The organism is Bifidobacterium ramosum, from assembly GCF_009299505.1.
Classification (GTDB): Bacteria; Actinomycetota; Actinomycetes; order Actinomycetales; family Bifidobacteriaceae; genus Bifidobacterium; species Bifidobacterium ramosum.
Genome location: NZ_WBSM01000002.1, coordinates 160795 through 178348, shown reverse-complemented (window position 1 = coordinate 178348; position 17554 = coordinate 160795). Strand labels below are relative to the sequence as shown.

The window sequence follows — 17554 nt, the reverse complement described above, 5'->3', positions numbered from 1 at the left end:
TGCGCGGTCCCGTCCAACGATTGCTGACTCTCATCCTACGTCCCGCCCTGCCGAACGGCCGTGTCCATATCGTGCGCGTACAATGAGTCGAAATCGTGAAAGCCATTACGATACGGGGTAACGTCATGCGAGACGTTATCGATAAGGGGGCGAATAGTGACGGATCTTACGCTGATGACGTTCGCGGCCGATCCCGCGACCGTGTTGCCGTCGCTCGCCCTGCTGTCGCATCGTGTCCGTGTGCTGCCGATGGACGCCGCAAGTCTGGTGAAGATGCCGGAGAACACGATCCTGTTCCTTGATGCGCGCGACGATCTGGCCACGGCGAAGACCCTGTGCCGCCTCATCCACGCGTCCGGCCTGTCCACGCCGATCGTGCTCGTGCTCACCGAAGGCGGGTTCACGGTGGTCAATTCCACGTGGGGCATCGCCGACGTGGTCGTCTCCTCCGCCTCCCCGGCCGAGGTCGAAGGACGTCTCAGGCTCGTGTCCGAACGCGGCAACGCGCCGCTGGGCTCCGGCTCGACCGCCCCCGCGAGCAGCGAACCGGGCACCGTGAACGCCGACGGGCAGATCCGTTCCGGCGATCTCGTGGTCGATACGAACGGCTACACCGCGTCCCTGCACGGCCACCCAATCGACCTCGCCTACAAGGAATTCGAACTGCTCAAGTATCTCGTGCAGCATCCCGGCCGCGTGTTCACGCGCGCGCAGCTGCTGCAGGAGGTGTGGGGCTACGACTACTACGGCGGCACGCGCACGGTCGACGTGCACATCCGTCGTCTGCGCGCCAAGCTCGGCGGCGAATACGAGCATCTCATCGGCACCGTGCGCAACGTCGGCTATCGCTTCGACCCGCCGGACGGCGAGGGCGACGGGGCCGCCGCCGCGGAGGATCAGCACTGACGGGAGGCCGTGCCGTCATCATGCCCGCCCGTGAATCGCATCGCGCCAAACTGGAGCGCATGCACGCCGAATACGCGCTGCTGTGCGAGGCGATCCCCGCACCCCGATGCGCGCTGCATTTCTCCAATCCGTTCGAGCTACTCGTGGCGACCGTGCTGAGCGCCCAGACCACCGACAGGCGCGTCAACTCCGTCACACCGGCGCTGTTCGGCGCGTATCCCGATGCGGCCGCGCTGGCCGCCGCCGATCCCGAAACCGTGGAGGACATCATCCGCCCGCTGGGCTTCTTCCGCTCGAAAACGCAGCATCTGCTGGGCCTGGCCACCGCGCTCGACCGCGATTTCGCCGGCGTGGTGCCGCGCACGATGGACGAGCTGACGACGTTGCCCGGCGTGGGCCGCAAAACCGCGAACGTGGTGCTCGGCAACGCGTTCGGCGTCCCCGGGTTCCCGGTGGATACGCATGTGATGCGCGTGACCGGGCGCCTGCGGTGGCGCAGCGACTGGCGGATCGCGAAATCCGATCCGGTGAAGGTCGAACGGGAAATCTGCGCCTGCTTCCCGCCCGAAGAATGGACGGATCTGTCCCACCGGCTGATCCTGCACGGCCGCGCGGTCTGCCACGCGCGCAAACCCGACTGCGCCGCCTGCCCGCTCAACGAGACCTGCCCGTCGTCGCTGACGCGGTGAGCCGCCGCACGGCGGCGCTCAGGCGCTCCCCCACCACCCCCTACTTAGGCACCAGCCGCTACACTGGGCCGCATGCACAGGCAACACAACAACTCCATACGCTCCTGGATGATCTTCGTGGCGACGGCCGTCGCGCTGTCCGCCATCGTCTGGGTGGTATGGTCGCTGGCCACCCATCGCGACATCCTGCCGTCCGGCGCATCCGTGCACTCCCAGACCACCGTGTCGGTCGGTCTGACGGACGCGCCGCAGTCACTTGACATCCGCACGGACGACAGCCCGGCCGTCGAACGCGCGCTGCTCGGCAACGTCTACGAGACGCTCGTGTCGCGCGACGAGCACAACCAACTCGTCGCCGGACTCGCGAAACGGTGGACGACGTCCGACGACGGGCTGACATACACGTTCACACTGCGATCCGGCCTGCGTTTCGCGAACGGCGACACGCTCGACTCGTCCGACGTGGTGTGGTCGCTGCAGCAGATCGTCAGGAACAAGTACGTCGGCGCCGACGATCTCGCCGGACTCAAGTCCGTGACGAATCCGGACGCCACGACGGTGACGGTCACGCTCGCCCACACCGATCCGACGCTGCTGCGGGCGTTGGCCGGCCGCGCGGGCATCGTCTACGACCAGCAGGCCGGCATGTCGACGTCCGGCAAGGCCGCCGACACCGTCGGTTCGGGACCGTTCACGGTGAGCGGCTTCGCGGCGGGCAAGTCGGTCACGCTCACGCGCAACGAACGGTATTGGGGCGACGCGAGCGCGGCGGCCACGGTCACGCTGCGCTATTACGGCGACGACAAGGCACTCGTCGAGGCGGCGCGCAAGGGCGACGTGGACGTGGCGATGCCCGCGAACGCCGCGGCCGCGGCCGGTCTGGCGAAACAGGACCCGTCGCTGACCGTCGCGTCGGGCACGTCGACGAGCAAGGTGATGCTCGCGTTCAACAACGACGACAGTTCCATCTTCTCCGACCAGCAGGCGCGGCAGACGGTGCGCTATGCAGTGGATGCGAAGTCGATCGCCGCGTCGCAAGCCGATTCCGCGGGCGCGCTCGGCGGGCCGATCAGCCAGTTGGAGCCAGGGTACGAGGACCTGACGTCGCTGTTTCCGTTCGATCAGGGCAAGGCGAGCCAGATGATCGCGTACTTCGCGGGCGGCACGTCGTATTTCGGCGTGATCAATTTCGTGGTGCCGCAGGACCGTGCCGATCTGGGCAATACGATCGCCGATCAGCTGCGCGCGGTCGGCCTGTCAGTGAACGTGCAGACCGTGGACGACGCGACGCTGGACGAACGCATCGCGAACGGCCAGTACACGATGGCGCTCACCACGATGGACGGCACCGACGACGCGGCCGTGTTCGGCTCGTCCGACAACCGGTTCCACTACACCAGCGGCTCCGCGCAGGAGACGTACGCCAAGGCGATGGCCGCGACGAACGACGACGCTTACGCGGCGGCGATGAAGACGTTCGCGAAAACCGTCAGCGAGGACGCCGCCGCGGACTGGCTGTACACGCGCAAGACCACGGTGGTCGCGACGTCGCGTGCCAGCGGCTATCCGACGAACCTCACCGACCAATACCTGCCGCTCGGCGATTTGACGATCAAATAGGCGACCGCCGCCTGTCGCCTAAGCCGCATAAAATCGCGCGTATGAGCGAAACCATCAACGCAAACCTGACCCCGCTGCCCGACAAAGTGGGCGTGGACGGTCTCGAAGACAAGTGGCGTGCCGTCTGGGACGAGCAGGGCACGTACAAGTTCAACAACACGCGCGACCGCAAGGCCGTCTACTCGATCGACACCCCGCCGCCCACGGTGTCCGGCCACCTGCACGTCGGCCACGTGTTCTCGTACACGCACACCGACGTGATCGCGCGCTACAAGCGCATGCGCGGCTACGACGTGTTCTACCCGATGGGCTGGGACGACAACGGCCTGCCGACCGAACGCCGCGTGCAGAACTACTACGGCGTGCGCGTGGACACCTCCATGCCGTACGATCCTGATTTCAAGCCGCCGTTCGAGGGCACCGACGGCAAGAAGATCGACGCCAAGGACCAGGTGCCGATCTCGCGCCGCAACTTCATCGAGCTGTGCGAGAAGCTGACCGCGCAGGACGAGAAGCAGTTCGAGGCGCTGTGGCGTTCGCTCGGCCTGTCGATCGACTGGTCGCAGACCTACCACACCATCGGCGAGCATCCGCAGCGCGTGGCGCAGAAGGCGTTCCTGCGCAACCTCGCCCGCGGCGAGGCGTACCAGAAGGACGCGCCGGGCCTGTGGGACGTGACGTTCCAGACCGCCGTGGCCCAGGCCGAGCTTGAGAGCCGCGAATACCCGGGCTTCTACCACAAGGTCGCGTTCCGTTTCGAGGACGGCACGCCGATCTACATCGAGACGACCCGCCCGGAGCTGCTCGCGGCCTGCACCTCGCTGATCGCGAACCCGGACGACGACCGCTACAAGCAGTACTTCGGCCAGTACGTGTATTCGCCGCTGTTCAAGGTGAAGGTGCCGATTCTGGCGCACCCGGCCGCCGAGATGGACAAGGGTGCCGGCATCGCGATGTGCTGCACCTTCGGCGACGTGACCGACGTGCAGTGGTGGCGCGACCTGAACCTGCCGACCCGTTCGATCATCCAGCGCAACGGCCGCATCGTGATGGATACGCCGGACTGGATCGAGGACGAGCAGGGCCGCGAGATCTTCGCGGAGACGGCCGGCAAGACCACGTTCTCCGCGCGCAAGATCATCGTCGACCATCTGCGTGAGTCCGGCGATCTGGACGGCGAGCCGACGCCGACCAAGCGTATGACGAACTTCTACGAGAAGGGCGACAAGCCGCTCGAGATCGTCACCTCCCGCCAGTGGTACCTGAAGAACGGCGGCACCGATCCGAAGCTGAACGCCGAACTCATCGAGCGTGGTCGCGAACTCAACTTCCACCCGGACTTCATGCGCGTGCGCTACGAGAACTGGGTGCACGGCCTCAACGGCGATTGGCTGATCTCCCGCCAGCGCTTCTTCGGCGTGCCGTTCCCGCTGTGGTACCCGGTCAAGGCCGACGGTTCCGCGGATTACGATCACCCGATCACGCCGAGCGAGGACATCCTGCCGATCGATCCGACCATCGACGTGCCGGCCGGCTACACGGCCGAACAGCGCGACGTGCCGGGCGGCTTCACCGCCGAGCAGGACATCATGGACACGTGGGCGACCTCGTCACTCACCCCGCAGATCGTGACCCACTGGGAGGAACAGGACGAGGCGTCCAAGGCGCTGTTCAAGGCCACGTTCCCGATGGATCTGCGCCCGCAGGGCCAGGACATCATCCGCACCTGGCTGTTCTCGACCGTCGACCGCGCGCATCTCGAGAACCAGTGCCTGCCGTGGGCGCACGCGACCCTCTCGGGCTGGATCCTCGACCCGGATCACAAGAAGATGTCGAAGTCCAAGGGCAACGTCGTCGTGCCGGACAAGCCGATCAAGCAGTTCGGCGCCGACGCGGTGCGCTACTGGGCCGCCGCCGCACGACTCGGCCTCGACGCGACATATGACGAAGGCCAGATGAAGATCGGCCGCCGTCTCGCGATCAAGCTGCTCAACGCGACCAAGTTCGCGCTGGCGATCGGCCGCGAGGACGAGAACCATCACGTGGGCGCGCCGGCCGTGGCCGCATGGGATCCGGCCGATGTGACCGAGCCGCTCGACCGCGCCGCCATGGCGAAGATGGCGCTCGTGGTGCGCCAGGCCACCGAAGCGCTCGAATCCTACGAGCATTCCAAGGCGCTTGAGGTCATCGAGAACTACTTCTGGCAGTTCTGCGACGATTACATCGAGCTGGTCAAGAACCGTGCATACGGCACGGCCGACGCGACCGGCCACGTGCCCTCCGAGGCCGCGACCAAGTCCGCCCGCACTGCGCTGGGTCTGGGCCTTGACGCGTTCGCGCGCCTGCTCGCCCCGTACCTGCCGTACGCCACCGAAGAGGTGTGGAGCTGGATGCACGCTGGTTCCGGTTCGGTGCATCGCGCCGCATGGCCGACCCCGGACGTGTACGAGGCCGCCGCGTTCAAGGTGGCGCCGGAGCTGCTCGCCCACGCCGGCGAGGCGCTGGCCGCGCTGCGTGGCATCAAGTCGAAGGCCAAGGTCTCGATGAAGACGCCGATCCTGTCCGTCAAGCTCGGCGTGGCCGATGACGTGCGCGAGTCGCTGGAAAGCGCCGTGAACGACATCGCCGAGGCCGGACGCGTGGTGGGCCGCATCTCCTTCGTGAGCGCCGCCGCCGCGATCAAGGCCGCGCACGAGACCGCCGAAGCCGCGGTCGACGCCGCCGCCAAGGCGAAGGCCGAAGCCGAAGCCGCCATCGACGTCATCGTCGAAGACAGCGAACTCGGCGAGCCGCCGGTGAAGAAGAAGTAGCTAGGACTACTTACCTCCAACGGACATACAGCCGATTTGCCCACCCGAATCGGCTGTATGTCCGTTTTTGTTATGCCGTACAGCTCATGCGATCGTCCATCACCATCACAACTCCCTCCCCTCAACGGACATCCAGCCGATTCGGGTGGGCAAATCGGCTGTATGTCCGTTGGGAAGATGTTGCGCGGCGCACGGTGGAAATTGTATGAGCGTGCGAAGTACGGGAATCGTATGAGTGCACGCATGAGCACGCGCATACGCGACAAGAGGAAACCAACTGTGAAACGGACATATCGTATGCCATAACCGTGCGATACCATCGTGACGGGGTGATCGATATGAGCAATGCGTCAGACATACGAGGCACGGACATCAATAACCAGATCGACGATCTGTCCGAAGACGAACTGATCAACGACAAACCGCTCAAACGCATCGTGCTCGCCGGACTGGCGCTGCTCGCCGTCTCCGTGTTCCTGCCCGGCTCCCGGTACACGCTGCACCTGCCCGTGCGCGAGGTCGTCACCGCCGCCGGCGCATGGATGATGGTCCTGCCGTTGCTGGTCGTCGCATGGCATCAGTTCCGCACCAAGCGTCATTTCCCCATCGTCACGCATTTCGCGCTGCCCATCGTCGGCCTCGTCATGGTCGCGGCGCGCATCGTGCTCGTGCCGATGGGGGCCTCCACGATTTTCCTGAACCTGTGGTCGATCGGCGGCACGTTCCTCGTGGTGCCGCTGGTGCAGCAACTCATCGAACTGTTGTCCGGCAGCGTCGATATGGAGACTGGCGGCAACCAGATCCGTTATCAGTAAACGGTTGCGGCGATTCCCTCGTCACAACCGTCACGCGATCACCATACGTCGCGGCGCAATATCGTAACCGTATGTCATATGCTCACGACGCATGTCACATGCTGTAGACCAGCAGAAACCGGGTCGTCTGATCGTCGGTCTGTGCAGTATGCCGTGACGCAAGATCGGTCAACACGCCGGCGTCGGCCAGCGCGGCCGTAGCGGAGGTCAGTATATCGGCCGCGTCGCCGATCGCTACCGTATCGTCGATGATCGCGGACGTGTCCGGCGTCAGCATGCTGCCGGAGGACATACCGCGGATACCGTAGGCGACGGACGGCTGCTCGTCCGGCACCGATGCGGACGTGACGTCGTTCGTCGACGACGAATCCGATGACGAGTCCGTCGACGAATCCGACGTCGCCGTATCGTCGCGCGCATGATCCGATCCCGACGACGACCCATCCGCACGCTGCATGCCGTTGTCGGAACCGCCGGAGCTGCCGGAACCCGCACCGCCACCGAGCGCGGCCACTCTCCCGGCGTAGCTCATCACGTCGCTTTTGCTCATCGACACCTGATCATCCACCAGACTGGCGGACCGGTCGCCGTTCTGCGTCTTCCGCCGCACGGTGGCGGCCGCACGTTCGCGCGCCGCATGCAGCCGCTCGAGCCGCGCGCGTTCGCTCACCGCCGCGATCCCACCACTGGTCATGACCTGCGCCGAGATATCGGTGCCCGTTCCCGAGTCCGCATCCGCCGCGGTCAGCGCCGACTGCAACGCCGTCGTCGCTCGGACGTTCCCGCCACCGGTCTCCGCATCGGCTGCCGCATCCCCGTCCCCGTTCTCGAACTCGTCCTCGAACCGCAGCAGCAACTGCCGAATCGCTTGCGCACGTCCCGTATGTTCGCTGGCCGTGGCGAGCGCCGCCATCGCCGCGTCCACCTTCGCCTGATCGGCCTTGAGATCGGCGTCGGTACTGAACGACTCGTTCGTCTGCGCGATCGCCTGCGCTTGATACGCCGAGGCTCCGGCGGTCGTGCCGCCGGTCAGCTCGCTCAGATGCTCGGTGTAGGTGTCGGTGTACGCCATCGAATACGGGATCATGGCCTGCGACAGCTGCGACTGGCCGGCGCTGTAGCCGGACGAGCCGAGCTGCGACTCATGCCCGGCTTCCTGCTCGAGTTCGCCGCTCAGCCCGGCGACGCCCTGCTGGCGGATACGGCGGATGATCGTGTCCACCTCGTCGGCCGCGCCGGTGTGCCGGTGCGCGGCGCTCACCGCGTTCACCGCGTTGGCGAGGTCGACGACGGCCTGCGCCAACGGCGTGTCGCCGGTCAGTTCGCCGGCCGTGCCGATCAACGCCGCCATCTGCGTCGTGTTGCCGATCGAACCGCTCAGATGCGTGGTGTACGAGCCGACGTAGGCGGCCATGTACGCGTCGAACGCCTGCCGGTGGGCCTTGTCGCGTTCGGCGATCGTAGTGTCGGCGAGCGCACGTTCCCGATCGCGCAATGCGGTCAGCTCGTTGATCAGGTCGTCGTTGCGCTGGTCGCCGGCACCGGTCAGCGTGTCGGTCAAGGAGGTCGCGCCGGCCGTCAGCTTGTTGTGTTGCGCGGCGAACGAGGCCGCATCGGCGGCGGGCACGGCGGACAGGACGATCGCGCTCATCGAGAACCGGGTCGCATTGAGATACGCGGACACCGACAGCACGGTGTCATCGGTGCCGGACTGACTACCGCCCGTCAGCGCCTTCGCGACATCGTCACCGGCATCGTCGTTGCCGTCATGCGTCAGCACCGTATCGTCGCCGATCGCGGCGACCACGATTGATGATCCGTCGCGCGCCACCGTCGCACCGTCGCTGGCGGTCAGATCGTCGGCGATGTCGCCCGGAACCGTGAATGCGATCATCGGCACCAACCGACTCGCCGCGGCCCGAACGTCGGCCGAGGCGATATCGTTGCGGGTCACGTCGACACGCACGCCGACCAGTCCGCTGGCGCCGTTCACCGTATCGGCGTCCACTTCCGGACCGTCCAGCGAGTACGTGACCCGCACCGTCCATGGCAGGGCCTCGTCGCCTACCGCCATACGACGCACGCCCGTCGCCGACGTATTCTCGGACGAACCGGAGGCTCCGGATGAACCGGAACCCGCATCCTGCGTCGTGCCGGCGTCCATCACATACACGCCACCGGACAGCGCGCCGTCGGCCGACAGCGACGCATACACGTCATGGCCGACGTACCCGCTCGCCGCACGCGCGTCATCCGCAGCGGCACCGCTCACACCGGAACCGGCGGCGAGCAGCATCGCCAACGTCACCGCATACGATATGCAGGCGGCACCAACCCGTGTCAGGAATCGACCGACACGTCCCATGCTGCCTCCTGTACTCGATGCCGTACGCAAACGACAGCGATCTTACCCCGCACCGACCCCGTTGACGCGCACTCCGGCGAAACGGATCAGGCGAACACGTCGAGCACGCCCGGATCACCGCCCGCCGCCGCGATGCGTGCATGGCGTTTCTTCGCCTCGGTCACCACGAACTCGCGGTACATCTCGGCGATGTCCGGGTCAAGGCCGGCCGCCACGGCGATGCGGTGGAGGCGTTCGATCTGATAATCCTCGCGCTTATAGTCGGCGGGGGCAAACCCGGCGCGCGCCTTGAGCACGCCCACCTGCGATGTGTACTTGAACCGTTCGGCGAGCAGGGAGACGATGGCCGTGTCCACGTTGTCGATGGACTGGCGCAAGGCTTTGATCTTCGCAACGGTGTCGGCGACTTCGGGATGCTCGGCCGCAGCGGCGGCATCGATCACCGTTTCGGATTCGGGGGTGTGCGTGGAGGCCGCGGCCGGCAGCCAGTCGCTGCCGTCGGACTGTGGTTCTTGCGTTTCGCTCATGATTGCAAGCGTATCACCGCACGGGTGCCGCCGGCAGCAGGTCAGAGGCAGGTTTTGCGGTGGATCAGAAGTAGGTTTTGAGGATGACGGTGCTTTCGGTGCTCACCGGCACGGTGCGATGGATGCGGTTGAGCAGTTCCTCGAGCCTGCCGGGCGTGGCGACGCGCACGAGCAGCACGAAGCTGGGCGCCCCGGCCACCGAATAGCAGGACACGATGCCGGGGATGCTGTGGAGTTTCTCGGGGATGTCCGATTCCTTCGTATAGTCGAGCGGCGTGACGGAGACGAACGCGCTGATCGGCAGGCCGCGGCGTTCGTGGTCGATGACGGCCGCGTACCCGGTGATGACGCCGCGCCGTTCGAGTTTCTGCACGCGCGACTGCGCCGCCGACACGGACAGCCCGGTGGCTTTGGCGAGTTGCGACAGCGTGGCGCGACCGTCGGCCTCGAGCATGTCGAGGATCATCGAGTCCTTGGCGTCGATGTCGCCAGTCAGCGTCGCAGATGCGGCCGGTGCGGCCGGCTGTTCGTTCGTCTCGGTACGGTCATGCGGTGCGCTCATGACTCCTTATAGTAGTCGCCCGTGCGTCGAGCGCGGATTTCGGCACGACGTCCGTATATCTTCCCAGACGATCACGCAATACCAAATATTTTTCCACCCAATGTCACTATACTTCGTAATATTTACGATATATATTATGTTTTGTTGGAAATGTAACGAAAGGTGGCAACATGGTAGCTCCGGTGATCGCGCAGTGCGCACTCGATATCCCTCGGTCAGGCATCCGCGACGTCTTCGATCGCGTCGAACGCGTGCCCGACGTGATCTCGCTGTGCGTGGGCGAGCCGAGCGCCACCGCCGCGCCGCACATCGTCGAGGCGGCGTGCCGTTCGATCCGCGAAGGGCACACGAAGTACACGAACGTGCTGGGCATCGACGCGTTCCGGCAGGCCGTGGCGCGGTATTCGCACACGGTCAAGGGCCTCGACTACGCCCCGGAGCACGAGATCCAGGCCATCGACGGCGCGACCATCGGCCTGTTCCTCGCGTTGAAGGCCGTGCTCGACCCGGGCGACGAGGTCATCATCCCGTCACCGTTCTTCACGTCGTACGAGGCCGAGGTGATGATGTGCGGCGGCGTGCCGGTGACGGTCGCGCTCACGCCGGAACATCAGATGCGGCTCAACGCCGACGACATCGAGGCCGCGGTGACGCCGCGCACGCGCGCCGTCATCCTCACGTCGCCGGGCAATCCGTCCGGCGCGGTCACGCCCGCCGACGAGCTGGCGCGCATCGCCGACGTCTGCACGCGGCACAATCTGTGGGCGATTTCGGACGAGGTATATCATCCGTTCATCTTCAAGGACGATGCCGACGCCTCCGACGCTTCGGTCGATCCGGCGACCGCCGCCCGTCCATTCCCGGTCGCCCCGTCGATCGCCACCGTGCCGGGCATGCACGAGCGCACCGTCGTGGTCGAAAGCCTGTCGAAGACGTTCGCGATGACCGGCTGGCGCATCGGGTATCTGCTGGCGCCGGCCGCACTCATCGAGCAGACCAGCAAGATCGCCGAGCTTATGCATTCGTCGGTCAATTCGACCGCGCAGTATGCGGCGGTCGCGGCGCTGACCGGGCCGATGGATCCGGTGATCGCCATGCGCGAGGAATACCGCGCTAAGCGGCAGATCGTGCTTGACGGGCTCGCCGACTGCACGGCTGTGCGGCTGGTCGAGCCGCAGGGCGCGTTCTACGCGTTCGTCGACATCCGCGCCACGCGAATGAGTTCCGACGAGTTCAGTCGTCGGCTGTTGGACGAATCGAAGGTGGCCGTGGTGCCGGGCACGGCGTTCGGTGCGGAAGGTGAGGGATTCGTGCGGCTGTCGTACGCGGGCGACGCTGACGAGCTGCGCGAGGGCGTGCGCCGGCTGCGTCGGTTCGCCGAGTCCCACGCGGATCCGCTGCTGGGACGGCATACACCGGAGTTCCACCATCTCGCCGTCATGGCGTAGGCGACGTTCCGGACGCCGTCGTCGGCGTCCGGGCAATGCCACGGTACATATTTCAACGTGTAGTCAGCGTGTCATCAACGTAACGCACCATCAACGTGCAATCAACGCACCACGGAAACGAATAACAGACATACAACAACGGACATACAGCCGATCATCCCATCGAAATCGGCTGTATGTCCGTTGTTGTATTGCGATCGGTACGTCAGCGGCACGCCGACCGTACCGATCATGCGGCCGCCCCGCACTCCATCAGTTGCCGTTGACGGCGCTCGAGTTGGCCTGCTGCGTGATCGCAGCGAGGAAGTCGCGGTTGGTCGGCGTCTTCTTGAGGCGCGGCACGAGCGTCTGATAGGCCTGCTCAGGCTCAAGGCCGCCGAGCAGACGGCGCAGACGGTAGACGATCGGCAGTTCGGCCGGCGAAGTGATGAGCTCCTCGCGGCGCGTGCCGGACGCGTTGATGTCGATGGCCGGGAACAGACGCTTGTCGGCGAGTTCGCGCGACAGACGCAGTTCCATGTTGCCGGTGCCCTTGAACTCCTCGAAGATCACCTCGTCCATCTTCGAACCGGTCTCCACCAGCGCGGACGAGATGATGGTGAGCGAACCGCCGTTTTCGATGTTGCGGGCCGCGCCGAAGAACTTCTTCGGCGGATACAGGGCCTGCGCGTCCACGCCGCCGGACAGAATGCGGCCGGACGCCGGCGCGGCGATGTTGTAGGCGCGGGCGAGACGGGTCATCGAGTCGAGCAGCACGACCACGTCCTGGCCGAGCTCCACGAGTCGCTTGGCGCGTTCGATCGCCAGCTCGGCGACGGTGGTGTGGTCGGAGGCCGGACGGTCAAAGGTCGAGGAGATGACCTCGCCCTGCACGGTGCGCTCCATGTCGGTGACTTCCTCCGGGCGTTCGTCCACGAGCACGACCATCAGATGGACTTCCGGGTTGTTCGTGGCGATCGCGTTGGCGATGTTCTGCAGCGTGATCGTCTTGCCGGCCTTCGGCGGGGAGACGATGAGGCCACGCTGCCCCTTGCCGATCGGCGAGACGATGTCCATGATGCGGCCGGTGAGCTTGTTCGGGGTCGTCTCCTGCTTCAAGCGCTCCTGCGGATAGAGCGGGGTGAGCTTGGAGAACTGCGGACGGTTGGCCGCGTCCTCGACGCTCATGCCGTTGATCGAATCGATGGACTGCAACGGCACGAACTTCTGACGCTGGTTGCGGCGGTCGTTGTCGCGCGGCGCGCGGATCGAGCCGTGCACGGCGTCGCCCTTCCTGAGGCCGTACTTCTTGACCTGGCCCATCGACACGTACACGTCGTTCGGACCGGGCAGGTAGCCGGAGGTGCGCACGAACGCGTAGGAATCCAGCACGTCGACGATGCCGGCGACGGGCACGAGATCGTCCTGCGGCTCCTCGCGGCGCACGTCGCGGGCCGGACGGTCGTTACGCACGTCGCGGTCATCACGTGCGTCACGGTCGGCACGGTCGTCGTAATCGCGATCGCGGCCGCGCAGACGACGCTGATGGCGGTCGTTACCGCCGCGATCCGCACGATCGGCGTTACGGTCGCCACGATTGCGGTTGCGGCGTGTGAACTCACGCTCAGCAGGCTCGTCGTCGTTCTGCTCGTCACGGACCACGTCATGCTGACCGGGCAGCGTGGCGAGGATGTCGTCCAGATCGCGCACGTTGTCGTCGCCGTCGGCGACCGGCGCGGCCTGATCATCGGCACGGCGGCGACGGCGCGGCTGTTCGGCGTCGGCGACGAAATCGCGACGGCGACGCTGCGGACGATCGTCGTCGCGACGGCGTCGTTCCGTACGTTCCGCACGGTCAGCGGCGTGATCGCCGGTCGGTTCCAGTCCGAGGTCGTCGAGCAGCAGCGCGGACGCCTCTTCCTCGTGGCGACGGCGGCGCGCGGACGTGGTCTCGTCCTTCGTGATCTTCGGCAGCTCGATGGACGGCTGATCGGCGTTGCCGACGGCCTGCTTCAGAGACGCCGCGCGGGAACGGGTCTTGCGGGCCGGCTTGGTGTGCTGCTGGTCGGCGGCCGGCGCGGCGGATTCGGCGGCGGGCGCGGTCTGCGGTTCGGCGGCCGCTGCGGACGGAGCCTGCTCGGTCTCGGCCGGGGTCGGCTCGACCGGTTCGGCGGATGCCGCCTGCTCGTTCTGCGCGGTGGTGGTCTCGGTCTTCTTGCCGGCGCGGGGCGTACGCACGGTGACGCCGGCCGGCGCCTCGCCGCCGGATCGGGCGGCCTGCAGGGTGGCGATCAGTTCGGGCTTGCGCATCGTCGATGTGCCGCGAAGTCCCATCTGCTTGGCGAGCTCCTTGAGCTCAGGCAGTTTCATATCCTCAAGATTCTGGCTGGTTGCCACTCGTAATACCTTTCCTTGAGCAACGCCGGCACACTGCCGAGCTCTGCACTAAGAATGATGTGCGGCCATCGCCGCTATCGAACGTCCGCCGCACTCCATGCGTCGCGAACTGGCATTAACCATACAACCCAACCCCGACCAACGCAAAACGGCCCGCCGCATCGCGACGAGCCGTTTCATCAGATGGAAAAGGACTACTTTTCCTCGTGGTAACTTTTCTCGGTGTTGACTGACCACACGTTCTTCTTGGAGGTCTTGCCGGTCTTGATGTTGCCGACGGCCTCGATGGCGGTGGCCATGGAGTGGTCCATGTTGTTGTAGTGGTGCTGGCCGTTGCGGCCGACGCAGTAGAGGTTGCCGAAGTGGTCGAGGTATTCGACGAGCTCGTCCATCTGGGCGTAGGTGTCGAAGTAGGCCGGGTACGCCTTCTTGACCTTCTCGCGGTGGGTGTCGAGCACGTCGTCGGGGCTGGCGATGACCTTCATGCGCACCATCTCGTTGATGGCGAACTTGACGCAGTCCTCCTCGTTCATGTTCCAGAACGAGTCGCCTTCGTCGCAGAAGTATTCGAGACCGATCCAGACGGTGTCGTCCACGTCCTTGACGAGGTACGGGCTCCAGTTGTTGAAGATCTGGATGCGGCCGACGGTGTAGCCCGGGTCCTGCACGTAGATCCAGCAGTCCGGCACGATCGGCGGGTTGCCGAGCGTGGGGATGTCGGTCGTGTTCTTGAGGCGCAGGCGCTTGACGAGCAGGCCGACGGTGACGAAGTCGCGGTACGGCAGGCCGTTGGCGATGGTCGTGATGTCCTTCGGCGCGGGCTTGTCGGAAGCGTCCACGGCGTTGACGAGATCCTTGATCGGCATGGACGAGATGAACTGGTCGGCGGCGAGCTCGGTACGGTTGCCTTCCGAATCCTCGTAGACGACGGCACTGATATGGCCGCCGTCCTGACGGATCTCGACGACGTTCGCGTCGGTGATCACCTTCGCACCGTGCGCCTCGCAGCGACGTTCCACGGTCTCCCACAGCTGGCCCGGACCGTACTTCGGATACCAGAACTCCTCGATCAGCGAGGTTTCGACCTCGGCGTTGGAGCGCTTCTTCGGGCTGAGCTTGGCGAACGCGTTCTTGAGCACGCCGAGCACGCTCAGGCCCTTGACGCGCTGCGCACCCCAATCGGCGGAGATCTGCGAGGGGTGGCGGCCCCACAGTTTCTCGGTGTAGCCTTCGAAGAACATCGAATACAGCTTGCGGCCGAAACGGTTGATGTAGAAGTTCTCAAGGTTCGTTTCGGGCAGCTTGTGCACCATGGAGCCGAGGTAGCTGAAACCGGCCTGCATGGTCATCACAAAGCCCATTGCCTTGAACGTGGCCGGAGTTAGCGAGATCGGATAATCGAAGAAACGACCACCGTAGAAGATGCGCGACACGCGGTGACGCTTGAGCATCACCTCGTCGGTCACCTCCGGATCCGGGCCACCCGGTTCCATCTCATGCTCGCGGCCGAGCTTCTTGTCGTCATAGCTGGGCGCGCCCTGCAGCGGCAGGACATCCTTCCACCAGTCCATGATGCGGTTATCTTTGGAAAAGAACCGGTGGCCGCCGATGTCCATGCGGTTGCCGTTGTGCTTGACGGTGCGCGAGATGCCGCCGAATTCGCGGGTGGCCTCGAGCACGGTCACGTCGTACTGATCGGCGCCGCCGTCCTTGACGAACTCCCAGGCTGCGGTCAGGCCCGCAGGGCCGCCGCCGATGATCACCACGGATTGTTTCTGCGTCACGTAAATCTCCTTATAACAAAATCAACGACAGTCTACCCCACCCATCGGAATCGCACACCACACGGGTGCGTTTCCACACACTTACGCCAGAAATCACGCGATGGTCAGTGGATGTCGTCCGGGATGTCGATGTCGGTTTTCTGCACTTCCTCGACGTTCACGTCCTTGAACGTGACAATACGCACGTTCTTCACGAACCGGCTCGGACGATACACGTCCCACACCCACGCGTCGGTGAGCTGCACGTCGAAATACACGTCCTGCCCGGCTGAACGCACGTTGAAGTCGACCTTGTTCGCCAGATAGAAGCGGCGTTCGGTCTCCACCACGTAGGTGAACAGCTTGATGACGTCACGGTATTCCTTGTACAGGGCGAGTTCCGCGTCGGTTTCGTAGTTGTCGAGATCTTCGGCGCTCATCAGTCCTCCTCGTTGTCGCGTTTGCGGCTCAGCCCAAGATTACGCCACCAGGCGTTCTTCGAGGACTTGCGTTCGGACTGGCCGTATGGCCACGTGGAGTCGCCGTCGATGGCGGCGTCGGCGGAGGCCGGAGACGGCTGTTCGCCGGCGTCGGCCCGCGACGTGCCGTCACGGTGCGTGTGATCGCCCTCACCGGAGGATCGTACCGCGTCGGGATCGATGCCGATGCGTTCGAACGCGTCGCGACGCGCGCGGTCGGCGTCGTTATTCGCGGACGCCGACGCCGCGCCGTCCGTACGCGTACGCTGCCGGATGGCGATGGAATGCTCGCGCATGGCCAGCGCCTCGTGCATGCCGGGGTTGTCCTCGATCACATGCATGCCGAACGCGTCGAGCGAACGGATCGGGTCGTATTCGTCGAACAGCGTGTCCAGCACGATCAGGTCCTGATAGCGGCCGTTTTCCGCGTCCCACAACGCGTCGCGCGACGAACCGGTCTTCACGAAGCCGAGCGACTGGTACACGGACAGCGAACGCGTGTTCTTCTCGGGCACGGCCACCCAGATGCGATGCATGCCGAGGCCGGACGGTTCGGGCGCGAAGCCGTAGGTCATGACGCGCGGCATCATGTCGCGCGAATAGCCGCGGCCGCGGTAATCCTTGCCGAGCACGACCTGGATGCGGGCCGAGCGGGCCCAGCCGTCGATGTCGATGAGGAAGACCATGCCGATCACGTTGTCGGTATCGGCGGCGTCGATGCGGCCGTCGTCGTCATGGTCGGAATCGGTGAGTACGGCCCATGCGATGGTGCGGCGCGACTCGGGGTCGCCCACGCCGGATTCGGAAGCGGCCTGCCCGTTCGCCCATGCGACGGAGCGGCGCACCCACGCGTGCACGACGGCGCGTTCGGCCTGCGGATCCTTGCCGGTGATGCGCGATGCGTTGTAGTAGGCGTCCAGCTCGTCCAGACGCGGCAGATCCTCGATGGTCGCCGGGCGCAGGTGCACCATCTCGCCCTTGATCTCAGGAATGACGATCTTCGGCGGCAGTTCGCGCGAGATTTCCTGCAACGTCGGCGTTTCGGCGGTTTCAGACATTCGTGTATTCCCTCAACATACGCTGGTAGAAGTCGGTACAGAAGATATCCTACCCGCCTGACCGTTCGCTGGGAAGCAACGGGACGGATGTTCACCGACCGTACGAACACGGTATGACTACGACAAGGGCTCCCTC

General features: G+C 65.3%; 13 protein-coding genes. 6 read left to right on the top strand and 7 right to left on the bottom strand.

The window, feature by feature from the left end; genetic code table 11:
* Positions 1-156 precede the first annotated feature (156 nt).
* The 5 genes from DSM100688_RS03525 (at position 157) to DSM100688_RS03505 (ending at position 6840) form a co-directional block, all read left to right on the top strand.
* Entirely contained in the window at positions 157-906 is a 750-nt protein-coding gene (locus tag DSM100688_RS03525) for a winged helix-turn-helix transcriptional regulator (RefSeq protein ID WP_152357784.1), read from the top strand.
* A 20-nt stretch (positions 907-926) separates the two neighbouring features.
* On the top strand, positions 927-1595 hold the full coding sequence (nth, locus tag DSM100688_RS03520) for an endonuclease III (protein ID WP_163146809.1): 669 nt from the start codon (positions 927-929) through the stop codon (positions 1593-1595).
* Between the two features lie 72 nt (positions 1596-1667).
* Positions 1668-3215 (top strand): ABC transporter substrate-binding protein, encoded by a 1548-nt coding sequence (locus DSM100688_RS03515; RefSeq protein ID WP_152357783.1) that lies wholly within the window; start codon positions 1668-1670, stop codon positions 3213-3215.
* Between the two features lie 41 nt (positions 3216-3256).
* Entirely contained in the window at positions 3257-6025 is a 2769-nt protein-coding gene (gene valS, locus DSM100688_RS03510) for a valine--tRNA ligase (protein WP_152357782.1), read from the top strand.
* Positions 6026-6363: 338 nt separating this feature from the next.
* A complete protein-coding gene (locus tag DSM100688_RS03505) occupies positions 6364-6840 on the top strand; it encodes a hypothetical protein (RefSeq protein WP_152357781.1) in 477 nt (158 codons plus the stop codon).
* A gap of 94 nt (positions 6841-6934) precedes the next feature.
* Here DSM100688_RS03505 and DSM100688_RS03500 read toward each other — a convergent pair whose 3' ends face one another.
* The 3 genes from DSM100688_RS03500 to DSM100688_RS03490 all read right to left on the bottom strand — a co-directional run bounded on the left by DSM100688_RS03500 (position 6935) and on the right by DSM100688_RS03490 (position 10294).
* The gene (locus tag DSM100688_RS03500) at positions 6935-9205 is read right to left on the bottom strand and encodes a hypothetical protein (RefSeq protein ID WP_152357780.1); all 2271 of its coding nucleotides are present in this window, start codon (positions 9203-9205) and stop codon (positions 6935-6937) included.
* Between the two features lie 86 nt (positions 9206-9291).
* Positions 9292-9732, bottom strand: a complete 441-nt coding sequence (locus DSM100688_RS03495; protein WP_152357779.1) for a chorismate mutase — start codon at positions 9730-9732, stop codon at positions 9292-9294.
* 64 nt (positions 9733-9796) lie between these two features.
* The gene (locus tag DSM100688_RS03490; RefSeq protein WP_152357778.1) at positions 9797-10294 is read right to left on the bottom strand and encodes an Lrp/AsnC family transcriptional regulator; all 498 of its coding nucleotides are present in this window, start codon (positions 10292-10294) and stop codon (positions 9797-9799) included.
* A gap of 170 nt (positions 10295-10464) precedes the next feature.
* On the opposite strand from DSM100688_RS03490, the gene DSM100688_RS03485 reads away from it, so the two are divergent.
* Positions 10465-11742, top strand: a complete 1278-nt coding sequence (locus DSM100688_RS03485; RefSeq protein ID WP_152357777.1) for a pyridoxal phosphate-dependent aminotransferase — start codon at positions 10465-10467, stop codon at positions 11740-11742.
* Between the two features lie 252 nt (positions 11743-11994).
* Here DSM100688_RS03485 and rho read toward each other — a convergent pair whose 3' ends face one another.
* From rho to DSM100688_RS03465, 4 genes are all read right to left on the bottom strand, one after another.
* The gene (rho, locus tag DSM100688_RS03480; RefSeq protein WP_152357776.1) at positions 11995-14118 is read right to left on the bottom strand and encodes a transcription termination factor Rho; all 2124 of its coding nucleotides are present in this window, start codon (positions 14116-14118) and stop codon (positions 11995-11997) included.
* Between the two features lie 194 nt (positions 14119-14312).
* On the bottom strand, positions 14313-15902 hold the full coding sequence (locus tag DSM100688_RS03475) for an NAD(P)/FAD-dependent oxidoreductase (protein ID WP_152357775.1): 1590 nt from the start codon (positions 15900-15902) through the stop codon (positions 14313-14315).
* Positions 15903-16006: 104 nt separating this feature from the next.
* The gene (locus tag DSM100688_RS03470) at positions 16007-16321 is read right to left on the bottom strand and encodes a DUF2469 domain-containing protein (RefSeq protein WP_033494454.1); all 315 of its coding nucleotides are present in this window, start codon (positions 16319-16321) and stop codon (positions 16007-16009) included.
* Positions 16321-17418, bottom strand: a complete 1098-nt coding sequence (locus DSM100688_RS03465) for a GNAT family N-acetyltransferase (protein WP_152357774.1) — start codon at positions 17416-17418, stop codon at positions 16321-16323. Before DSM100688_RS03465 ends, DSM100688_RS03470 begins: the two co-directional genes overlap by 1 nt.
* Positions 17419-17554 lie beyond the last annotated feature (136 nt).

Excerpts from the sequence above, each read along its gene's own strand:
- DSM100688_RS03485 (WP_152357777.1), top strand. The coding sequence starts at position 10,465 with ATGGTAGCTCCGGTGATCGCGCAGTGCGCACTCGATATCCCTCGGTCA.
- DSM100688_RS03495 (WP_152357779.1), bottom strand. The coding sequence starts at position 9,732 with ATGAGCGAAACGCAAGAACCACAGTCCGACGGCAGCGACTGGCTGCCG.
- DSM100688_RS03470 (WP_033494454.1), bottom strand. The coding sequence starts at position 16,321 with ATGAGCGCCGAAGATCTCGACAACTACGAAACCGACGCGGAACTCGCC.
- DSM100688_RS03515 (WP_152357783.1), top strand. The coding sequence starts at position 1,668 with ATGCACAGGCAACACAACAACTCCATACGCTCCTGGATGATCTTCGTG.
- nth (WP_163146809.1), top strand. The coding sequence starts at position 927 with ATGCCCGCCCGTGAATCGCATCGCGCCAAACTGGAGCGCATGCACGCC.
- DSM100688_RS03465 (WP_152357774.1), bottom strand. The coding sequence starts at position 17,418 with ATGTCTGAAACCGCCGAAACGCCGACGTTGCAGGAAATCTCGCGCGAA.
- DSM100688_RS03490 (WP_152357778.1), bottom strand. The coding sequence starts at position 10,294 with ATGAGCGCACCGCATGACCGTACCGAGACGAACGAACAGCCGGCCGCA.
- DSM100688_RS03500 (WP_152357780.1), bottom strand. The coding sequence starts at position 9,205 with ATGGGACGTGTCGGTCGATTCCTGACACGGGTTGGTGCCGCCTGCATA.
- valS (WP_152357782.1), top strand. The coding sequence starts at position 3,257 with ATGAGCGAAACCATCAACGCAAACCTGACCCCGCTGCCCGACAAAGTG.
- DSM100688_RS03505 (WP_152357781.1), top strand. The coding sequence starts at position 6,364 with ATGAGCAATGCGTCAGACATACGAGGCACGGACATCAATAACCAGATC.